This is a genomic window from Stenotrophomonas sp. As-7, from assembly GCF_030291015.1.
GTDB lineage: Bacteria > Pseudomonadota > Gammaproteobacteria > Xanthomonadales > Xanthomonadaceae > Stenotrophomonas > Stenotrophomonas lactitubi.
Genome location: NZ_CP127405.1, coordinates 468221 through 487847, shown reverse-complemented (window position 1 = coordinate 487847; position 19627 = coordinate 468221). Strand labels below are relative to the sequence as shown.

The following is a 19627-nucleotide window of genomic DNA, read 5'->3' as shown; positions in this document are numbered from 1 at the left end:
AGTGCAGCAATGGCCCGCCACGGCGGGCGGGCCCGAAACCGATACAGCGACTTACGCGATGCGCGCCGCTTCGTCGAAGGACAGACGCGGCAGACGGGGGAACAGGCCCGAATCGTCACCGTACCCCAGGTTGACCAGGAAATTCGACTTGATGCTGGTGCCGGCGAAGAACGCTTCATCGACCTTGGCATTGTCGAAGCCGGACATCGGGCCGGCATCCAGGCCCAGCGCGCGTGCGGCCAGGATCAGGTAGGCACCCTGCAGGCTGCCGTTGCGGAACGCGCCTTCGTGGCGGCCTTCGCGCGGGCCGTCGAACCAGGCCTTGGCATCGGTGTGCGGGAACAGGTACGGCAGCTTCTCGTGGAAGTCCTGGTCGAAGGCCACGATGACGGTGACCGGGGCGGCCAGGGTCTTGTCGTGGTTGCCTTCGGACAGCGCCGGTGCCAGTTTGGCCTTGGCTTCGGCCGACTTCACGAACACGAAGCGCGCCGGGCTGCCGTTGGCGGCGGTCGGGCCCCACTTCAGCAGGTCGTACAGAGCGTGCAGCTGCGCGTCTTCGACAGGCTTGTCGAGGAAGGCGTTCTGGGTGCGGGCGGTGCGGAACAACTGGTCCAGTGCAGCAGCGTCGAGCGCGTGGGACATCGGTGGATCTCCAGGGCGGCTAAGGTCAGTGCCCGCGGGCGGCGCGGGGCGAAACGTCGATCCGCAGTGTAGAGTGTCGCGACTGTTGCAACACCCAGCAGGATTGAAACGAATTAATGCCAATGGTGAAACGATCGAGCACGCCATGGACGGTCACCGATGGCCGTGCCGGTAATGTCCGCCAGGCGGTCGCGCTGGCGACGGCGCTGCGCCTGGGCAGCCACCGCCCCCTGGTACTGCAACCCCGCGCGCCGTGGCGCTGGCTGTCGCCGCGGCGCTTGCCCGGTGATGTGAACGGCTACGGCGAGGCGTTTGCGTCCCTCGCTGCCGAAGCGCCTGCGCTGGCGATCGGCTGTGGCCGCCAGGCCGCCGGAGCGCTGCGCGTGCTGCGTGCGCGCGGCAGCCAGGTGGTGCAGATCCTCGACCCGCGCATCGGTTGCCGCCACTGGGACGTGGTGGTGGTGCCCGAGCATGACGCCCTGCGCGGCAGCAACGTGCTGACCCTGATCGGCAGCCTGAACCCGGTGGACGATGATTGGCTGGCCTTGGGCCGCGCCGCGTTCGCCAGCTTCAGCACCCTGCCCGGCCCGCGCACCGCGCTGCTGGTGGGCGGCCCGACGCCGCTGGCACCATGGGATGAGACGGCGATGGTGCACGTGTTCCAGGCGCTGGCCGAACAGATCCGCAGCGAGGGTGGCAGCCTGCTGGCGACCACTTCGCGGCGCACGCCGCCGGCGCTGGCCGAGATCCTGCGCGCGAAGTTCGCCGACCTGCCGCATGTGATCTGGGGCGATGGCGGCGATGGCGTGAACCCGTATGCCGGCCTGCTCGGCTGGGCCAACCGGGTAGTGGTGTCGCCCGATTCGGTGAACCTGCTGTCCGAGGCCAGCGCCACGCGCATGCCAGTGATGGTGGCCCTGGCCGATACCGCGCAGGGACGGCTGGCGCGCTTCCAGCAGCAGCTGCACGAGCGTGGGCGCCTGCAGCCACGTTGGCTGGACTGGCAGTACGACCGCATCGAACCGCTGCGCGAGACCGCGCGGATTGCCGCCGAGGTCAAAGCGCGGCTGGCGTTGGGGTGATGCCGTCCAGCGCTTTTTGAACATTTCGATCCGTCGGCGCAGTTAGAGTCCAGCCTCCCCCCTCGGACTGGATGTCCCCATGCGTACCCTGCTTCTGCTGCCGCTGGCCCTGCTGGCGGCCTGCTCTACCACCCCCACCGAACTTGATCCGCTGTCGCACGCCTGCCAGCAGCAGCTGGATGCCTACCGCGAGCAGCCGGCGCTGCGTAATCCGCGCAACGAGCGCCCGCCGTTGCCGATCGCGCCGATCAGCGATACCTGCGACAAGGAATTGCGGCGCAAGGGCGTGGAGCGCTGATTCCAGCGATGCGGGTATGATCGGCGCGCGGGCCTGCCCGCGTCTGGAGCGGTATACATGGAACGTCTGCATCGCCTGCGCTGCGGCCTGCTGTTGTTGATGGGCCTGCTGGCCACCGCGCCGGCATGGGCCGACAGCGGCACCTGCTTGGAGCGCTACCCCAGCGTGGCCGCACAGGCGGCGATGTTCGATGTGGCGTGGACCACGGCCGAGCGCCTGGATGCGCTGCCCGACGTGGACGTGGTGATCGCCGCGCGTGGTGGCCAGGACCTGAGCCGCTACGGCCTGCGCCACAGCCACCTGGCCTTCCTGCTGCGCGAAGACGACGGCCGCTGGCGTGCGATGCACCTGCTCAACCGCTGCAAGACCGACAGCTCGCAGCTGTACCGCGAGGGCCTGGGCAATTTCGTCGGCGAGAGCGGCACCCATACCGATCTGCGCATCGGCGTGCCGCCACCGGCGTTGCAGCTGGCACTGAAGCGGATGCTGGCAGCACCGGCGATCCAGCCCAAGGCGCTGCACGAATCGAAGTACAACGTCGTGGCCTATCCGTTCGCCACCGACTTCCAGAATTCCAACCAGTGGATCCTGGAAGTGCTGGCCGCGGCAATGGCGCAGGCTGAAGGTGGCCCGGTCATCGTCAAGCGCGAACAGGCGCAGCAATGGCTGCGCGCGCAGAAATTCCAGCCCAGCGTGTTGCATATCGGCCTGGGCAAGCGCGTTGGGGCGCGCTTGTTCGTGGCCAACGCCACCACCACCGACCATCCGGCCAGTGAACGTATTTCCGGCAACTACTCGGTGGTGACGGTGGAATCGGTATTCGACTTCCTGCACCAGCGCAGCCAGCTGCAGCAGGAACTGACCATTGCGCACGCGACGGCCGACACTGCCGCCGCTGCGCCCTGACCTGGCAAGGGGAAGATGATGCGCAACCTGCAGTTTTCCGCGTTGGCCGTGCTTGTGTGCGGCAGCCTGTTGTCTGCAGCGCCGGCACATGCCGAGCGCCGCATCGTGATCATCCAGAACAGCGTGCCCGAAGGGCCGAGCCTGGAGATGTCCGCACCGATGGCGGCAGCTGCGCAAGCGGCGGCGGCCAAAGAAGCCGAAGAAACCGGCGTGCCCGCGGGCCAGGGCGCGGTGAAGCTACCGCAGATGCAGGTCAGCGCCATTTCCACCACCGTCGATGGTCGCCGCGAGGTGCTGCTGCAGGACACCAGCAACCCGCAGAGCACCGCCTCCATGCAATGGCCCAAGCGCCCCGGCGACCCGGCCGTGCAGTTCAACGTGGGCCAGACGGTGAACTTCCAACCCACCGGATCGGGCAACGGCTGGCAGGTGAGCGACAACCAGGGCCGGCCGCTGGAATACCTGCCCGAGGCCACCGGTCCACGCGATCTTTTCGATACGCAGCGCTGAGCCGCTGCTTCTCTTTCCGACCAGGAGGTCATCATGCTTCGTTCCCTGCGCGCCCCCGCCGCCGCCCTGCTGCTCTCGGCCCTGACGGTGCCGACCGTGCACGCCGGTGCCGCCCCGCACCTCAACAGTGGCCAGGCCAGCGTGCTGGTCACTTCGTTGATCGTGGTGTCGGTTCCGCTGGCCACCTCGATGGGCCTGGCCGCGCTGTCCAAGGCGCCGTTCAAGGCCAGCGAGCGCAATGGCAAGGTCGCCGAGCGCACCCCAGCGGTGCCGCTGCCACCGATGGAAGTGAAGCAGGTGGCGACCACCGCCGCCGGCGAGCGCCAGGTGCAGCTGCAGGTGCCGGACAAGGCCGACCAGACCGCGACCCTGCAGTGGCCGGCGATTGAGGGCGAAGACCCGGTGGCCGGCTTCGTGGTCGGCCAGCAGGTGCGCTTCGACCCGACCGATGCCGGTGCCGGCTGGACGGTGAAGAACAGCGACGGCAAGGCCTTGGCCTATGTGCCCACGGCCTATGCGGCCGGCGACGCGCTGAGCGAGCAGCTGTAAAGCTGAACGGCCGTTTTTGGCTTTGCGGCGGGCCGGGCGGATAATGGGCGATCCCCTTTTTCCCCTGGCTCGCCATGTCCGTGCGTCCTGCGCCTGTTTTTGCCCCGTTGACCGCCCGCGCCCTGGTGCTGGCGGTGCTGGCCATGGGCGCGGTGGTGCTGCTGTCCAACGTGCTGGTGCAGTACCCGATCAATGACTGGCTGACCTGGGGCGCCTTCAGCTATCCGGTCGCGTTTCTGGTCAGCAACCTGATCAACCGCCGCTTCGGCCCGGGCCCGGCCCGCCGCGTGGCGTGGATTGGTTTTGCGGTGGCGGTGCTGCTGTCGGTGTGGGTGGCGACGCCGCGCATTGCGATCGCCTCGTGCTCGGCCTTCATCGTGGCCCAGCTGCTGGACATCACCGTGTTCGACCGCCTGCGCCGTGGCAGCTGGTGGCGCGCGCCGATGGTGGCCACCACCTGCAGCGCGACGGTGGATACCACCATCTTCTGGTCGATCGCCTTCGCCGGTTCCACCCTGCCGTGGGTGAGCTGGGCCGCGGGCGACCTGGCGGTAAAGCTGGCGATCGGCGTATGCCTGCTGGCCCCGTTCCGCGCGCTGCTGTGGAAGATGGCGCCGCTGCGGACCGCCGGCTGACCACCGTTGCACTGGTAGGTGCCAACCTTGGTTGGCACACTTCGTCAGCATTCCTGGCGCCGGCACCAGCGTGCCAACCAAGGTTGGCACGTACCAACAGCAAGCCATCGCACGGTGGATGCCAACAGCAGACCTTCGCCAGGTAGTTGCCAACCTTGGTTGGCACGATCCGTCAGCGTTCATGGCGCCGGCAACAGCGTGCCAACCAAGGTTGGCACCTACCAACAGCAAGCCATCGCACGGTGGATGCCAACAGCAGACCTTCGCCCGATAGTTGCCAACCTTGGTTGGCACAATCCGTCAGCGTTCATGGCGCCGGCAACAGCGTGCCAACCAAGGTTGGCACCTACCAACAGCAAGCCATCGCACGGTGGATGCCAACAGCAGGCCATCACCCGGTAGGTGCCAACCTTGGTTGGCATCCACACCACCTGCACTCAGCCGAACGGTAGCTCCGCGGCGATGCACGCGGCGCTGATCGCCGCACACGCGTCTTCGATGGCCGGCGTCGTCGGCGCCAACCGCGGCCTGCGATCCAGCGTGCAGGCCAGCCCTACCTCCAGCAGCGTGGCGTGCGCGCCATGCAGCGCCTGTGCGGTGGCGTCGGGCAGGAATCCCGCCGCTGCCAACGCGTCGATCAACGCCGGCGTGGCACGCGGCTGCAGCAACGCAGGTGTCTGCGCACTGCGCGCCAGCACACCGGTCTGCAGCAGGAATTCCAGATCGACCACGCCGCCTGCGCCCTGCTTCAGGTCGAGCCGTGCGGCATCGCTGCGGTCCAGTTCGGTGCGCATGCGCCCGCGCATCTTCAGCACATCGGCGTACAGCGTCGCGCGATCACGTTCGCGGCCCAGCGTCTGCGCACGTACCTGTTCGAAATCCTGCAGCAGGCTGGCATCGCCGGCCACGCCGCGTGCGCGTACCAGCGCCTGGTGCTCCCAGGTCCATGCGCGATCACGCTGGTACTCGGTGTAACTGGCCAGCGAAGACACCAGCGAGCCCTTGCCACCGTCCGGGCGCAGGCGCACGTCGATGTCGTACAACCGCCCGGCGGCGGTGACCGCAGCCAGCAGCGCCATCACCTTCTGGGCCAGGCGCGCATACCAGCGGCCCGGCTCCAGCGGGCGGGCGCCATCACTCGCTTCCACACCCGCCGGGTGATCGTGCAGGAACACCAGGTCCAGATCCGAGCCGAAACCCAGCTCCAGGCCGCCCAGGCTGCCGTAACCGATGATCGCGAAGCGGCCGCCGGCGATAGCGCCGTGCGCGGCGTGCATATCCGCCTCGGCCATCGCCAGCACGGTGATGACCACCGCCTGCGCCAGTTCGGCCAGTTGCCGGGTGCTGTCAACCGCACCCTGGCGGCCATCCAGCGTGGCCATGGCCATGCGGAAACTGAGGGCGAGCCGCGTCTCATTGAGCCAGCGCAGTTGCGATTCGGGATCTTCCACCGGCAGCACCTGCTGGCATTCGGCCAGCATGCCGGCCGCATCGGGCATCGGCCCGGACACGCGCACGTCCAGCAGTTCGTCCAGCAGCAGCGGATACGCGGCCAGGCGTTCGGCCAGCAATGCGCTGCGTGCGAGCACGTCGACCAGGCGCGCGAGCGCGCTGGGCTGCTCGTCCAGCAGCGCCAGATAGCTGGTACGGCGCAGCACTGCCTGCAGCAGGCCGAGCACGCGCTTGAGGGCGGCGTCGGGCTGCGGTGAGCGGGTGGCGGCGTGCAGCAGTGCTGGCAGTACGCGGTCCAGCCGCGCACGCGCTGCATCGGACAGCGACTTCACGCCCGTGCCCTGGGCGAAATCGCGCAGTGACTGGTCGGCGCCATTGGCATCGAGGAACCCCGCCTCGGCCAGCAGCGGCGCGTTGCTGCCCTCGGGCAGGCTGCGCCAGTAATTGGCCAGCGCATCCGGCGCGGCCTGGCCCTTGCGTGGTGCCAGCAGCGCAGCGAACTCGGTACTGACGCGCTGCTGCTGCACGCTCAATGCAGCACGCAGCGCATCCCAATCGGCATAGCCGAGGCCGATGGCAATGCGTTCGCGATCCAGCACATCGGATGGCAGCACATGGGTCTGTGCATCGCGCAGCATCTGCAGGCGGTTTTCCAGCCGGCGCAGGAACAGGTAGGCCTCGCGCAACGCGGCGCCATCATCGCTGGCGATCTGCCCGGCGGCGACCAGCGCATCCAGCGCGACCAGCAGCCGCCGCTCGCGCAACACCGGCTCGCGGCCACCGCGAATGAGCTGCAGTGCCTGGCACAGGAACTCGATTTCGCGGATGCCTCCGGCGCCACGCTTGATGTCGTCGTGCATCTCGCGGCGCGCAACTTCGGCGGTGATCGCCGCTTTCATTTCGCGCAGGCCATCGAGCGCGGTGAAGTCCAGGTAGCGGCGGTACACGAACGGACGCAGGGTCTGCAGCCACGCCTCGCCGGCCGCGATGTCGCCGGCCACGGCGCGCGCCTTCAACCAGGCATAGCGCTCCCAGTCGCGGCCCTCGCGCTGGAAGTACTGGTCCATCGCTGCGAACGACAGCGCCACGCGGCCGGCGCTGCCGAACGGACGCAGGCGCAGGTCGACGCGATGGCTGAAGCCATCGACGGTGGTTTCATCCAGCAGCTTGGCCAAGCGCTGACCGAGGCGGGCAAAGTACTCCTCGGCCGCCAGCGCGCGCGGACCGTCGGATTCACCGCCCTGCACGTAGGCGTAGACCAGATCGACATCGGAACTGAAGTTGAGCTCGCCACCGCCCAGCTTGCCCAGCCCGAACACCACCAGCTGCTGCGGTCGGCCGTTGTCATCGGCAATCACCCCGTGGCGCTGGGCGAACTCCTGCTGCAGGGCGTCCAGCGCCAAGCGCAGGCAGTCCTCGGCCAACGCGGTGGCGCCCGCCAGGGTCTGCGGTACGTCATCCAGCCCGGCCAGGTCGCGCCAGATCAAGCGGGTCGACATCGCCGTGCGCCAGCGCCGCAGTTGTGCCGGCCAGTCGCTGGGCTGCAGTGGGTCGAGCACCGGCGCCGGCAGCGGCGGGCAGCCCGGCGCGGACAGCTGCGCCAACAGGCCGGGCTGGCGCACCAGGGTATCCATGGCGAAGTCGCTGCTGACCGCCAGTTGCACCAGCATCGGCTGCAGCTTGGCCGGGATGGGATCGGGCACTGCCTGGGTCAGGCGCGTCAGCGCGCGGTCGACGAGGGGCTGCAGGGTGGCGGGCAATTCGGCGGGGGCGAGGGTCATGCCCTGATTCTCGCGGGGTCGGATCCCTTTGCCAACGGCGAAGGGCTGTGACCCGTTGCTGCGATCCTGCCGAAGGTTGTCGGGGTTGCCGGCCAGCGGCCGGCACTACCAATAGTGCAAACCGCGTATTCATACTGGACGACAGGCAATAAAAAAGCCCGCTTGCAGCGAACTGCCAGCGGGCTCTGCTCCCTCCCCCACGTCGGGATGCAGGGCCATCGTGCGGTGTACGAAAGTACTTTGCACGCTGCACTGCAAAACAAAACTGACGGGTATGGGAGAGGCGTTGCCGGAAACACCATTCCACGAAGGTAGAACCCCCCGTACGGCAGGGGATGGCCGATAATCGGGATTCCCCCCAGAAACGCTGTCGTCATGACTGTTGATCGCATCGCCAACGCGCGTCTTCGTGACCGCGTGGTCTCCGCCGAGACCGCAGCCGCGCTGATCCAGCCCGGTGAAACCGTGGCCATGAGCGGCTTTACCGGCTCCGGTTACCCCAAGGCCGTTCCCGTGGAACTGGCCCGCCGCATCGAATCGGCGCATGCCCAGGGCCTGCCCTTCCAGATCAGCCTGATGACCGGTGCCTCCACTGCGCCGGAACTGGATGGCGCGCTGGCCAAGGCCGATGGCATCGCCATGCGCATGCCGTTCCAGAGCGACCCGGATGCGCGCAACCGCATCAACGAGGGCAAGCTGGACTACATCGACATCCACCTCAGCCACGTCGCCCAGCACGTCTGGTTCGGCTTCTACGGCGAGATCGATACCGCCGTGATCGAGGTTTCGGCCATCCGCGAGGATGGTTCGCTGGTGCCGTCCACCTCGCTGGGCAACAACAAGACCTGGCTGGACCTGGCCAAGAAGGTGATCATCGAGGTCAACGAGTGGCAGCCGGCCGGCGTCGATGGCATGCATGACATCTACTACGGCACCGCGCTGCCGCCGCACCGCAAGCCGATTCCGCTGGTCAATGCCAACGACCGCATCGGCGAGACCGCGCTGCGCTGCGACCCGGACAAGATCGTGGCCGTGGTGCGCACCAATGGCCCTGACCGCAACAGCCCGTTCAGCCCGATCGATGCGACCAGCGAGCAGATCGCCGCGCACCTGATCGAGTTCCTGCAGCACGAAGTGAAGCGCGGCCGCCTGCCGGCCAACCTGCTGCCGCTGCAGTCGGGCGTGGGCAACATCCCCAACGCGGTACTGGCCGGCCTGGCCAAGAGCGGCTTCCGCGACCTGGCCGCGTTCACCGAAGTGATCCAGGACGGCATGCTCGACCTGCTGCGCGACGGCGTGCTGAGCTATGCCTCGTGCACCGGCTTCGCACTGAGCCCGCAGGCCAACGAGACGTTCAAGGAAAACATCGATTTCTACCGCGAGCGCATCATCATGCGCACGCAGGAAATCTCCAACCATCCGGAACTGGTGCGCCGCCTGGGCTGCATCGGCATGAACGGCATGATCGAAGTGGACCTCTACGGCAACGTCAATTCGACGCACGTGATGGGCACGCGGATCATGAACGGCATCGGCGGTTCGGGCGACTTCGCGCGCAATGGTTTCCTGTCCGCGTTCCTGAGCCCGTCGACGGCGAAGAACGGCACCATTTCGGCGATCGTGCCGATGGCCAGCCACGTCGACCACACCGAGCACGACGTGTCGGTGATCGTGACCGAACAGGGCCTGGCCGATCTGCGTGGCCTGACCCCGCGCAAGCGCGCGCAGGTGCTGATCGACAACTGCGCGCACCCGGATTTCCGCGCGCAGCTGCAGGATTACTTCGACCGCGCCAGCCGCGAGAGCTACGGCAAGCACACCCCGCACCTGCTGCCGGAAGCGCTGTCGTGGCACCAGCGCTGGCTGGATACGGGCACGATGAAGGGCTGACGCCCGCTTCTGTGGAGCCGAGCATGGCTCGGCTCTACAAATGGCAGCACCGCAACATCCTGCGGAGCCGAGCCCATGCTCGGCTCCGCAGCACGCGGCTTATCCGCGCAGCGCCGCCAGCGATTCGGCCTGGATGCGCTCGTAGATCTCGAACTCATCGTTCACCGCCGCGCCCAGCGCCTGTTCGAAGGCTTCGCGATTGGCATGTGCGGTGTAGGCGCGCTGCTCGCCACCGCCCAGGTTCGACTGGAAGATGCCTGCTGCACTGACCGGCAGGAAGTCCTCGTAGACGATCGGATCAGCCGTGGCCAGGCCCGCTGCAACCAGTACTTCGGCCGGCAGGTCGGCCACGCGTTCCGGCGCGGCGCGGCCCGCGTCGGTCAGCTGGTAGCGGTAGTAGCCCAGGCCTTCCTGGCGCAGGGTGTCATGGTCATCCGGGAAACTGGCGAACACCGCCTGCAGGCGCTGGCCGTAGTCACCGCCTGTGCTGCCCGCGCCGCCGGCATCGCGTGCCTGCGTCAACAGCTGGTCGTACAGCGCGCGACCCTTCGCGGTCAGTGCCAGGCCGCGCTGTTCGATCTCGCCGAAGCGCGCGGTATGGGTGCCGGCGTCGCCGCCCTCGTTGTCCGGGAAGTGCACGGCCTCTTCCAAGGCCTTGAAGCTGGTCTGCCGCAGCAGGATCGGGCAGGCGCGGCGCGGCGGGCCCTCGATCACCGCCTTGGCGGCCATGCCGTGCTCGATCATCGCCGCCTGTGCAGCATCGATGTCCAGCGTGCGCGGGGTCAGGTGGTTGATGTGCGGGCCACGGAAGCTGACCACGTCGGCCACCAGCCGGTGCGCCTTGTGCAGGGCGTGGTAGGTCGGAAGATCCACGGTGGCGTCGCCATGCCAGCGGAAGGTCTCCAGCGCCTGTTTGACGAAGCGTTCGGCATCGGCCTGGCTCAGGCCACCCTCGCGCTCGGCCTGCTCGATCAGTGCCAGCGCGTCGTCGGTGAAGATGCGGCGGCGGGCGAGAATCTCGGCCGACTGCGCACGCAGCGCCTCGTCTTCAATCAGCTCCAGGCGCAGCAGCGAGGTGAACACGCGGAACGGATTCAGTGCCAACGCAGCGGCGGTCAGCGGGCGGAAGGCGGTGGAATGCACCGGCACGCCGGCCACCGACAGATCGTAGTAGCCCACCGGGTACATGCCCATCACCGCGAACAGGCGGCGCAGGGTCGCCAGTTCCTGCGGGGTGCCGACGCGGATCGCGCCATGGCGTTCTTCATCCAGGCGGGCGCGCTCGTCGTTGCGCAGCAGCTGCGCGGCCAGCGCCGGGTCCTGCGCCAGGACCTGCGAGTTGATCCGCTCCACCAGTTCCACCAGCGTGCCGTACAGCGGCACTTCGGTGCGGTACATGCGGGACATGGCCTGGGCGAACAGGCGGCGGATCACATCAGGCGAAACGAAAGAGGCGCTCATCAGTCACTCGGTTACGGGAACGGGGAACGGCGAGAACCCGTATTGTCGCCGGAGTGCGCGGCCGCGGCGATACGCAGAGCAACATGAAGAACATCGGTAGCGCCGGGCCATGCCCGGCGGACCCCAGGGCCGCGCTGCGCGCTCGCCGGGCGTGGCCCGGCGCTACCGTTTCAACTGGCGCTTCAGCGTGGCATCCAAGGTGATCGGCCTGTCCCAGTGCTCGTAACTGGCGACGATGGCGTGGCGCACGGCGCGGTAATGCAGGTTCTGCGGCTTGGCCGGCATCCGCTTCACCACCTCGGCCCAGCCGCCCTCGGGGTCCTGGCTGAAGGCGCGCACGCTGTCGCGGCAGGTCTGGCCACTGGCCTTGGCCCAGAAACAGGCGAAGTAGATGTCGCCGGCCTGCCACTGGTGGGTGGTGGCCAACGCGGCGATGTAGCCGCGCGGTACACCGGCGTAGCGCGATACCTCGTCGAGGAAGGCATCGGGGTAGCGCTCGGCGTAATGGTTGATGTCGGCCAGCTGGGTGTCGACCCAGGTGTCGCCAGTATCCACCTCGTAGGTCGCCGAACGTTCGGCGGTCTGCTGGGCCAGCACGATGGCCGGCGCCAGCAGCAGGGACAACAGCAGCGCGCGCAGTGGCAGTTTCATGACCCGATTCTGCCGCAGCCGCCGCGCCGTGTCAGGCCGCGGCAGCGGCCTTGGCCTCGATCGTCGCCAGCGCGGCGGGCCAGTCCCAGGCGGTATCGGCGCTGACCATGCGCGGTTCGTCGTCGGCCACGCCGTGCTGGGTCTCGTGTGCCCAGGTCACCGCGTAGGGGGTATGGATGCCCCAGCCACCGAGGGTGATCACCGGTTCGATATCCGAGCGCAGCGAATTGCCGACCATCACGAACTGCTGCATCGGCAGGTCGAATTCGGCCAGCACGCGGGCATAGGTTTCCGGGTCCTTCTCGGAAACGATCTCGATGCGTGGGAACAGATCGGACAGCGCCGCCACCTTGATCTTGGCTTCCTGATGGAACAGATCGCCCTTGGTGATCAGCACCACCGGGTACTGCGCGGCGATGGCCGCCACCGACTCGCGTACGCCGTCGATCAGTTCGACCGGATGGCGCAGGGTGTCGTGGCCGATGTCGAGGATGCGCTGGATGTCCTTGGCCTCGATGCGCTGCGAGGTGATCTCGATGGCCGCTTCGATCATCGACAGCGTCATGCTCTTCACCCCGTAGCCGAACACGCCGAGGTGGCGCTGCTGCACTTCCAGCAGGTGGCGGGCGGTCTGGGTGTCATGGACGTCGATGTAGCGCGACAGCAGGTCCAGGTAATCCTGCTCGGCCTTGCGGTAGTAGTCCTCGCTCTTCCACAGCGTGTCGTCACCGTCAAAACCGACCAGGCCGATGGCGCGCGAGGGCGCAGGCGTGGAGGTGTTCATCGCCCTAGGATACAGGCGCAGAGATGACGAAAAAAACCCGGGTGGCCGAAGCCACCCGGGTTGCCCATGCACCGGTTGTCCCGAATTCAACCGTGGATCAGCGGCCCTGGCCTGCGGCCGTGCCACCCGCGCCGGCACCGGCCTGCTGGGCGGCCACGTAGGCCTTGTACTCGTCGGCACTCAGCTGGCCATCCTTGTTGGCATCGGCCTGGTCGAACACCTGGGCAAGGCCCGCATTCACCTGCGCTTCGCTCTTGCTGATGGTGCCGTTGCCATCGGTATCGATGCTGGCCCAGGTCTGGCCACCGCCGTTGGCCTGCGCCGACGCTGCTGCGGCCGCATCGGTCGCCTGGTCGGCCGCCTGGCCTGCCTGTGCCGCCGCCTGCTGGGCCTGCGCCGCTTCGTTCTGTGCATGCGCGGCCTGCTGCTTGGCCGACTGCGCCATCGCCGGGATGGCCAACACGCTGCCGGCGGCGACGATCAGGGCGATCAGGGGCTTGCGGTTGCGAATAGTCATCTGGGGTGTCTCCTGAAGGGTGGTAGTGCGCGGTCGTTGTCTCCGCACGGCACCTACCCTGCCACCGCGTTTCTGAATCGATTTTGCGCGGCGATCGCCGCGAACACGCATGGTTAACCACCCACGCAGACGCATGCGTTAGCGCGGTGGTTAGTGCGAAGTGAGCAGGGAGTAAGACGAGCATTCAGCGCTACCGGATTTAACCGGCAGCGAACGAAAAACCTGCGTCAGTCGACGGTTTTTTCCGATGACCGCGAACTGAACAACACCCAGCCCAATGCAACACCGGAGAGCGCGCCGGCGATTTCCAGCACCACGCGGCTGCCCAGTTCGTTCGGATCGTGGATGGTGGACAGGAACAGGCGCGCATACAGCGGCGACTCCAGCCGCACGATGCCCATGTAGAACAGCTTCCAGGCGTCGATGCCGGCGGAGATGATCACCGCGATGACGCACGACCAGCCGATCGCATGGCCCACGGTCCAGTGCAGCAACCGGCACAGGTGGTGCCACAGGAAGTACACCAACAGGCCGACCAGCAGGGCGATGAGGCCCGCTTCAAGCGTACCGAGCAGGCCGAAATGCAGGGGAAGGTTCATCGGGCGGGGACGCAGGAGAAGGCGGCCAGTGTAAGGGGTATCGGCAGGGCTGCGCCCTGCACCTGCAGATGCCGAAGCAACGGCAACAGCAGGCATTCCGTGGGGTGGTGGGGCGGTGTCGGAGTGCGGGGACGCCGTAAACCCATCCCTGGGGGCTTGGCAGCCGCATCCATGCGGCGGACACCCCGCACTCCGACACCGCCCCACCTCTGACAGATTCCCGCGATCGGGTAGATCCACGCCATGCGTGGATGAATCTCCATCGAAATCGAATATCTCGACAATTGATCGAAGAGCATCCACGCATGGCGTGGATCTACGTGTCGACCAAGGTCGACACCCACCGAGCGCAGGCCATGCCATTCCGGCAGATCGCGGAAATCTGTCGAAGGCGGGGTGGGTCCGGTTGCGGGGGTGTCCGCGGCATGGATGCCGCGGCCAAGCCTACAGGGACGTATTTACGGCGTCCCCCGCAACCGGACCCACCCCGCCATCCCACGGAATGCCAGCTTCTGCTGTTGCTGTTGCTTCTGCTGTTGCTCGCGCAGTGGCCTCGGCAGGTGCAGGGCGCAGCCCTGCCGACACCCCCTACCGCACTGGCACGTCGTAGGCGGTACCGGCATCCGGCTCGGGCTGCAGCGTGTAGTGCCACCACTCCTGCGCATAGTTGGTGAAACCACGTCGTGCCATCGCCTGCACCAGCTGCTGGCGGTTGGCGTTCTGTGCATCACTCAAACCCGGCGCCTGCGTATGCGCGCGTGGGCCGAAGAAATCGAAGTCGGTGCCCATGTCCATCGGCGTACAGCGTCCGCTGCGGCAATCCAGCAGGCCAAGATCGACGGTGGCACCACGGCTGTGGCCGGAACGCTCGGCGATGTAGCCATCGCTCAGCAGCTGCGGCTTGTCCAGATCCGGATACTGCAGCGCCTTGCGCGACTGTTCCTGCGGATCGTTCACCCAGGCCATGAACGCCTGCACCGCGCGCACCGGGCGATAGCAGTCGTAGAGGCGCAGCGCGAAACCCTGCGCGCGCAGGTCGGCCTCCACATCGGCCAACGCCTTTGCCACCGGCGCCAGCAGATAGCATGCAGGAGCCTCATAACCGGGCACGGGCGCAGCGGTGAAGTTGTTGCCACCGGCATAGCGGATGTCCATCTCGATGCGCGGTGACAGCGTGCGGATCTCCACCAGCCCCGCCGCAGTGGCGTCGGTGGCGGGCGAGATGCGTGGTGGCTCAGCGGCGTGGGCCGCCGGTGCCAGGGCAATCGCCAGTACGAGTGAAATGCAGGTCCTGGAAGTCATAGCTGAAGTCGATCTCCGGATCGATGGCGCGCAGCTCCAGCGTCGGCGTGTCTACGCCGGGATTCAGCCACGCCTGCGCCGAGGGCTCCAGCGTATCCCACTGCAACAGCCAGCGCCCTTCCAGCCGCTTCACTGTTGCCTGCAGCGTGGGCGACTTGTCCACGCTCAAGCGCAGGCCGTTGGCGGTGGGACACAGAGAGGCGGGGCCCAGCCAGGGATCGAGGTAGCGTCCCTGCCATTGCGCCAGATCGGTGGCAGCAGCCGGTTGCGCAGCCCGGGTGGAGGGCGCACGACTCCCCGTGGCGGCGCGCACGGCCCGTTCGGCGGCCAGCTCAGCCAGGTAGTACCCCACATGTTGCGCGCCTTCCGGCGCGGTGAACTGTTTCAGCGCCGACTGCATCAGCGCGGTACGCGCGTCTTCGGCCTCGCCGTTGATCAGAATCACCACACCGACCTTGCGATCCGGCAGCAGCGCCAGCGAGGAATACATGCCCGACAGTGTCCCGGTGTGCGCGACCTTCCAGTGCCCGTCCATGTCCGACACCCGCCAGCCCAGCCCATAACCGTAGAAACGGGCGTTGTCCCAGTCGCGTTGGCGTTCGCCCAACGGCATCGGCATGTGCAGTGTCCACAGCATGCGGCGTTGCTCGGCACCCAACCACGTCGGCGCCAGCGACGGGTCCAGCAGCACCTGCATCCAGCGCGTCATGTCGCGCAGCGAACAACGGATGCCACCAGCCGCCATCGACGTCAGGTCGGGGCTGAGCGTTCCATCCGCACCGACCACCACATTGCGGCCGTCGCGCCGCACATGCGGTTGGGCGACATTGCCGACCTGCTCCACCGACCATGCGCCCACCTGGCAACGGGTCATGCCCAGCGGTTCAAACACGCGCTCGCGCATCAGCTGGTCATACGGCTTGCCACCGGCGGCCGCGGCCACCTCGCCGGCAACGACGTACATCAGGTTGTCGTAGGCGTAGCCGCTGCGGAAGCTGGTGACCGGCTTCAGGTGTGCCAGACCGGCGATGACATCGGCGCGGGTGAAGGTGTTGGGTTCGGGCCACAGCATCAGGTCGCCGGCACCCAGGCCGAGGCCGCTGTTGTGGATCAGCAGATCGCGTACCTGCAGGTGTTCGCCCACCCACGGATCATGCATGCGGAATGCCGGTAGATGGCGCTGCACCGGATCATCCCAGCGCAGCTTGCCCTGCTCCACCAACGTGGCCAGCAGTGCGGCGGTCATCGCCTTGCTGTTGGAAGCGATCTTGAACAGCGTGTCCTCGTCGATGCGGCCGCCGTCACCGCGCACCCCTTCGGTGTGGCGATAGACCACCTGGCCATCCTCGACCACCGCCATCGCCACCCCCGGCAGGTGCTCATGCTGGTCCACGAAGGCGATGTCGGCATCCAGGCGTGCGCTGTCCACCGCATGGGCAGCGGGGCTGGCCAGTGCCGCGAGCAGTAGCAACAGACGATGCAAGTCAGTCTCCGTCAGGCGGTGCCGGATCACATCCGGCGATCACAAATCCGCGCCCCCCGGCAGGGCGGCGCGCAGATGCGTCCTCAATAATTCCAGGTCACCGTCAGCTGTGCGTAGCGCGGCGACTGGAACCCGGTGCCATAGCCATACATCGTGTTCGGCGTGCCGATGCTGTCCTGCGGCTCGTAGTCCTGGTCCACGGTGACCACACGCTGCTGGTTGAGCACGTTGTACACCGCAAGCTTCAGGCGCAGGTCGGTGGGAATGGGCACCTTGTAGGAAACGCTCACGTCCAGGTCGTAGGTCCACGGGGTACGGCCGTCACCGCCGCGCGGCGAATGCACGAACACGCGCTCGGACGGCACCGTCGACTGGCAGTTGGACACGCACACGTAGTAGCTGTGGAAATCGGTGTCGTCGAAGGGATTGCCGGCGCCGAAGCGGGTGATCGGGCTTCCCGACTGCACGCCCAGCGTGGCCGCCACGCTCAGGTTCTCGGTCAGCGCGTAGCTGCCGCGGAACTTGAACTGGTGGCGGCGGTCGTTGGCCAGGTAGCCATAGCCGCGATAGTTCACCCACGGATTGTCGAAGTTCTCGGTGCGGCCGGCGTCGGCGAAGTCGGTATCGGAGTTGACCGGACCTTCGGCATTGCCGCGGCCGTAGGCCAGCGTATACGAGGCATTGAAGCCCCACTTGCCGTCCCACGCACGGTCGACCTGCAGTTCCAGCGCCTTGTAGTCGCGCTTGGGCTTCACCCAGCCGCGCTGGCCCACATAGTTGCCATCGTCGTCATACAGCGCCCAACCCTCCTTGGAGGTATCGATGTCGATCCAGCCGTCGTTGCGGCCATCGCAGTTGGTATCGCCCCACACCGTGTTGGTGCGCCCGGGGTTGCCCATGATCCACACGCCGTCGATCGCCCCGCACTGCCCCGTGGCGGTGATGTTCATGTCATCAATGGCGTTGTGCAGGCGCCGGTAGGTGACGCTGGCGGCGACCGACCACGATTCACTCAGCATGTGCTGGAAGCCGAGGATGGCCTCATCCTGATAGACCGGGTCCATGTCCCGGTTCACCTCGGCGCGCAGGTCCGGCACGCTGCCGTCGCCCTGCGAATTGTCGACCGGGCCGATCTGCCCACCCAGGTTCGGGATGTTGTTGGCGGCCCCGGTGTAGCCCAGGAATTCGTACCAGGTGCGCTCATCGAGGAAGCCGCCGGCCTGTTTGATGTTGATGACATTGGCCACCGGCAGGTAATAGCGGCCCAGGTTGCCGAACACCTTGGTGGTGCCATCACCACGCACGTCCCACGAAAAGCCCAGGCGCGGGGCGATCATGTTGTCGATCTTGATGTAGCTGTCGCCGTCGCCGCCCTTGTTGTCGAAGCTCTCCACGCGCGCGCCGATGTTCAGCAGGAAGTTCGGGGTGACCTGCCAGTTGTCTTCCAGGTAGTACGCCGAGTTGATGGTTTCGAACGAGCCGGCCACTTCATAGCGGCGGGTGCGTGCGACCAGGCCGCTGGCAGGTACGGTACCGCCATTGAGCGGGCTGCCCGGATTCCGGTAATAGATGTCATAACGCAGCCCACCGGGACCGGGATAGGCACGTTCGTAGTCAGAGGTGTTTTCTTCGCGGTCCAGGCCGAAGCGCAGCAGGTGGTTGCCGAGCGACCACTCGAAGTCGGCGCGTGCAGCCTTGCGTGTATCCAGCGCCGCTTCCAGCTGCGAGCTGCTTGTACAGCTGCGGTCACCCTGCAGGTTCGGTGGCACGCCCTGCGCCGCGGTACGGTTGTCGAACACGCGGTTGCAGTTCTCGTCCATCAGCGAACTCTGCACGCGGTTGCGCTTGTTCTCGCCGTACATCAGCTTCATGGTCAGGTCGTTGTTGACCTGCCAGCTGTACGTACCGGACCAGTTCTTTCCGCCCACCGTGTTGACGATCTGGTTGCTGCGCTCGCCAAGGATGTCGCCGCTGTCGTAGTCGTAACGATAGACGTCGGTGAGGGTCTTGTTCTTGTCGGAGAAGCCGAACAGCGACAACATCTGGTTGTCGGTGATCTGCCAATCCAGCTTGCCGCCCCAGAAGGGCTCGTCTGCCTTGCCCTGGCTGAGGAACGTGCCGGCGTCATTGGTCGAGGTCGGACGATAGTCGCGTGCCTCGTACATGCCGAAGAAGAACAGCTTGTCCTGTACCAGCGCACCGGAAGCGAACACGTTCAGTGCGCTGCGCGAATAGTCGTCGCGACGCGCCGAGATGTAGCGGCTGCCTTCGCCGTCATAGCGGTCGCGCGCCTGCGACTGCCAGGCACGCGGCTCGAACACCAGTTCAGCACCGGCCTTGAAGTCGTTGCTGCCCGAGCGGGTGACCGCATTGATGACACCACCGGTGCTGCGCCCGAACTCCACCGAGTAGCCGCCGGTCTTGACCTGGAATTCCTGGTAGAACGCGAACGGCACCGACGAGAAGCCAACCCGGTTATAGAAATCGGTGACGTTCAGGCCGTTGATGTAGACCGTGTTTTCGGCCACTGACGAGCCACCGAAGGAGATGCCCTGCCCGCCCAGCGAGCCCTTGCCTTTCACCGCACCCGGCGCCAGCAGCGCCACTGCGGTGATGTCACGGTCCACCGGCAATCGAGACAGTTCCTCGCGGGTGATGTTGGTGGCCGACTCGGTGGACTTCACGTCCACCATCGACACCACCTGCGGCGCGCGCACTTCCACGGTGCCCAGCGTGCTGACAGCTCCCAGCGGCACGTTCACCGTGGTTGCGCTGCCCAGGCTGACCGTGACCTGGCCGACGCGGCTGGCAGCACCGCCTGGCAGGTTTACCTCCATGTCATAGGTGCCGACCGGCAACAACGGGATGCGATAGCTGCCCTTGCTGTCGGCCTGCACCGAGCGCACGAAACCGGTGGCGGGATTGCGGACCGTGACCGTGGCGCCGGCAGGCACCTGCCCCGCATCGCTGGTCAGGCGACCGACGACCGCGCCGTCCTGTGCGAATGCGCTGGGTGCCAGCGTTGCCAGACACGTACCGAGGGCGACGCACAAGGCCGCCCGCTTGATGTTGTAAGCCTTCATCC

Annotated in this window: 17 protein-coding genes; 7 read left to right on the top strand and 10 right to left on the bottom strand. The window is 66.9% G+C overall.

Annotated elements, in window-relative coordinates; translation table 11 throughout:
* Positions 1 to 51 precede the first annotated feature (51 nt).
* Positions 52 to 642, bottom strand: a complete 591-nt coding sequence (locus QP457_RS02225; RefSeq protein WP_205405465.1) for a malonic semialdehyde reductase — start codon at positions 640 to 642, stop codon at positions 52 to 54.
* A 122-nt stretch (positions 643 to 764) separates the two neighbouring features.
* On the opposite strand from QP457_RS02225, the gene QP457_RS02220 reads away from it, so the two are divergent.
* The 6 genes from QP457_RS02220 to QP457_RS02195 all read left to right on the top strand — a co-directional run bounded on the left by QP457_RS02220 (position 765) and on the right by QP457_RS02195 (position 4622).
* Complete coding sequence (locus QP457_RS02220) at positions 765 to 1724, top strand: mitochondrial fission ELM1 family protein (protein ID WP_205405464.1); 960 nt, start codon at positions 765 to 767, stop codon at positions 1722 to 1724.
* A 79-nt stretch (positions 1725 to 1803) separates the two neighbouring features.
* Complete coding sequence (locus QP457_RS02215; RefSeq protein WP_100460003.1) at positions 1804 to 2022, top strand: hypothetical protein; 219 nt, start codon at positions 1804 to 1806, stop codon at positions 2020 to 2022.
* A 57-nt stretch (positions 2023 to 2079) separates the two neighbouring features.
* On the top strand, positions 2080 to 2928 hold the full coding sequence (locus tag QP457_RS02210; RefSeq protein ID WP_205405463.1) for a DUF2145 domain-containing protein: 849 nt from the start codon (positions 2080 to 2082) through the stop codon (positions 2926 to 2928).
* Positions 2929 to 2946: 18 nt separating this feature from the next.
* On the top strand, positions 2947 to 3438 hold the full coding sequence (locus QP457_RS02205; RefSeq protein WP_205405462.1) for a hypothetical protein: 492 nt from the start codon (positions 2947 to 2949) through the stop codon (positions 3436 to 3438).
* A gap of 33 nt (positions 3439 to 3471) precedes the next feature.
* Positions 3472 to 3987 carry a hypothetical protein gene (locus QP457_RS02200; RefSeq protein WP_205405461.1) on the top strand — a complete coding sequence of 172 codons (516 nt, stop codon included), beginning with the start codon at positions 3472 to 3474 and terminating at the stop codon, positions 3985 to 3987.
* A gap of 74 nt (positions 3988 to 4061) precedes the next feature.
* Positions 4062 to 4622, top strand: coding sequence for a queuosine precursor transporter (locus tag QP457_RS02195; RefSeq protein WP_025878224.1), 561 nt, complete (start codon positions 4062 to 4064; stop codon positions 4620 to 4622).
* 437 nt (positions 4623 to 5059) lie between these two features.
* On the opposite strand, the gene glnE is transcribed toward QP457_RS02195, so the two are convergent.
* On the bottom strand, positions 5060 to 7855 hold the full coding sequence (glnE, locus tag QP457_RS02190; RefSeq protein WP_205405460.1) for a bifunctional [glutamate--ammonia ligase]-adenylyl-L-tyrosine phosphorylase/[glutamate--ammonia-ligase] adenylyltransferase: 2796 nt from the start codon (positions 7853 to 7855) through the stop codon (positions 5060 to 5062).
* A gap of 375 nt (positions 7856 to 8230) precedes the next feature.
* Here glnE and QP457_RS02185 point away from each other — a divergent pair, with 375 nt between their 5' ends.
* Positions 8231 to 9745 (top strand): acetyl-CoA hydrolase/transferase family protein, encoded by a 1515-nt coding sequence (locus tag QP457_RS02185; RefSeq protein ID WP_205405459.1) that lies wholly within the window; start codon positions 8231 to 8233, stop codon positions 9743 to 9745.
* A gap of 99 nt (positions 9746 to 9844) precedes the next feature.
* On the opposite strand, the gene QP457_RS02180 is transcribed toward QP457_RS02185, so the two are convergent.
* The 8 genes from QP457_RS02180 to QP457_RS02145 all read right to left on the bottom strand — a co-directional run bounded on the left by QP457_RS02180 (position 9845) and on the right by QP457_RS02145 (position 19625).
* The gene (locus tag QP457_RS02180; RefSeq protein WP_205405458.1) at positions 9845 to 11206 is read right to left on the bottom strand and encodes a VOC family protein; all 1362 of its coding nucleotides are present in this window, start codon (positions 11204 to 11206) and stop codon (positions 9845 to 9847) included.
* Positions 11207 to 11368: 162 nt separating this feature from the next.
* On the bottom strand, positions 11369 to 11857 hold the full coding sequence (locus QP457_RS02175; protein ID WP_099821364.1) for a hypothetical protein: 489 nt from the start codon (positions 11855 to 11857) through the stop codon (positions 11369 to 11371).
* A gap of 31 nt (positions 11858 to 11888) precedes the next feature.
* Positions 11889 to 12641: an HAD family hydrolase gene (locus QP457_RS02170; protein ID WP_205405457.1), complete on the bottom strand. Its 753-nt coding sequence runs from the start codon at positions 12639 to 12641 to the stop codon at positions 11889 to 11891.
* Positions 12642 to 12738: 97 nt separating this feature from the next.
* The gene (locus QP457_RS02165; RefSeq protein ID WP_100554560.1) at positions 12739 to 13158 is read right to left on the bottom strand and encodes an EF-hand domain-containing protein; all 420 of its coding nucleotides are present in this window, start codon (positions 13156 to 13158) and stop codon (positions 12739 to 12741) included.
* A 227-nt stretch (positions 13159 to 13385) separates the two neighbouring features.
* A complete protein-coding gene (locus QP457_RS02160; RefSeq protein ID WP_025878234.1) occupies positions 13386 to 13757 on the bottom strand; it encodes a hypothetical protein in 372 nt (123 codons plus the stop codon).
* Between the two features lie 588 nt (positions 13758 to 14345).
* Positions 14346 to 15059, bottom strand: coding sequence for a M15 family metallopeptidase (locus QP457_RS02155; protein WP_205406184.1), 714 nt, complete (start codon positions 15057 to 15059; stop codon positions 14346 to 14348).
* Positions 14992 to 16542 (bottom strand): serine hydrolase domain-containing protein, encoded by a 1551-nt coding sequence (locus tag QP457_RS02150; RefSeq protein ID WP_205406183.1) that lies wholly within the window; start codon positions 16540 to 16542, stop codon positions 14992 to 14994. Before QP457_RS02150 ends, QP457_RS02155 begins: the two co-directional genes overlap by 68 nt.
* Before the next feature lie 83 nt (positions 16543 to 16625).
* The gene (locus QP457_RS02145) at positions 16626 to 19625 is read right to left on the bottom strand and encodes a TonB-dependent receptor (RefSeq protein WP_205406182.1); all 3000 of its coding nucleotides are present in this window, start codon (positions 19623 to 19625) and stop codon (positions 16626 to 16628) included.
* Between the last annotated feature and the right edge of the window lie 2 nt (positions 19626 to 19627).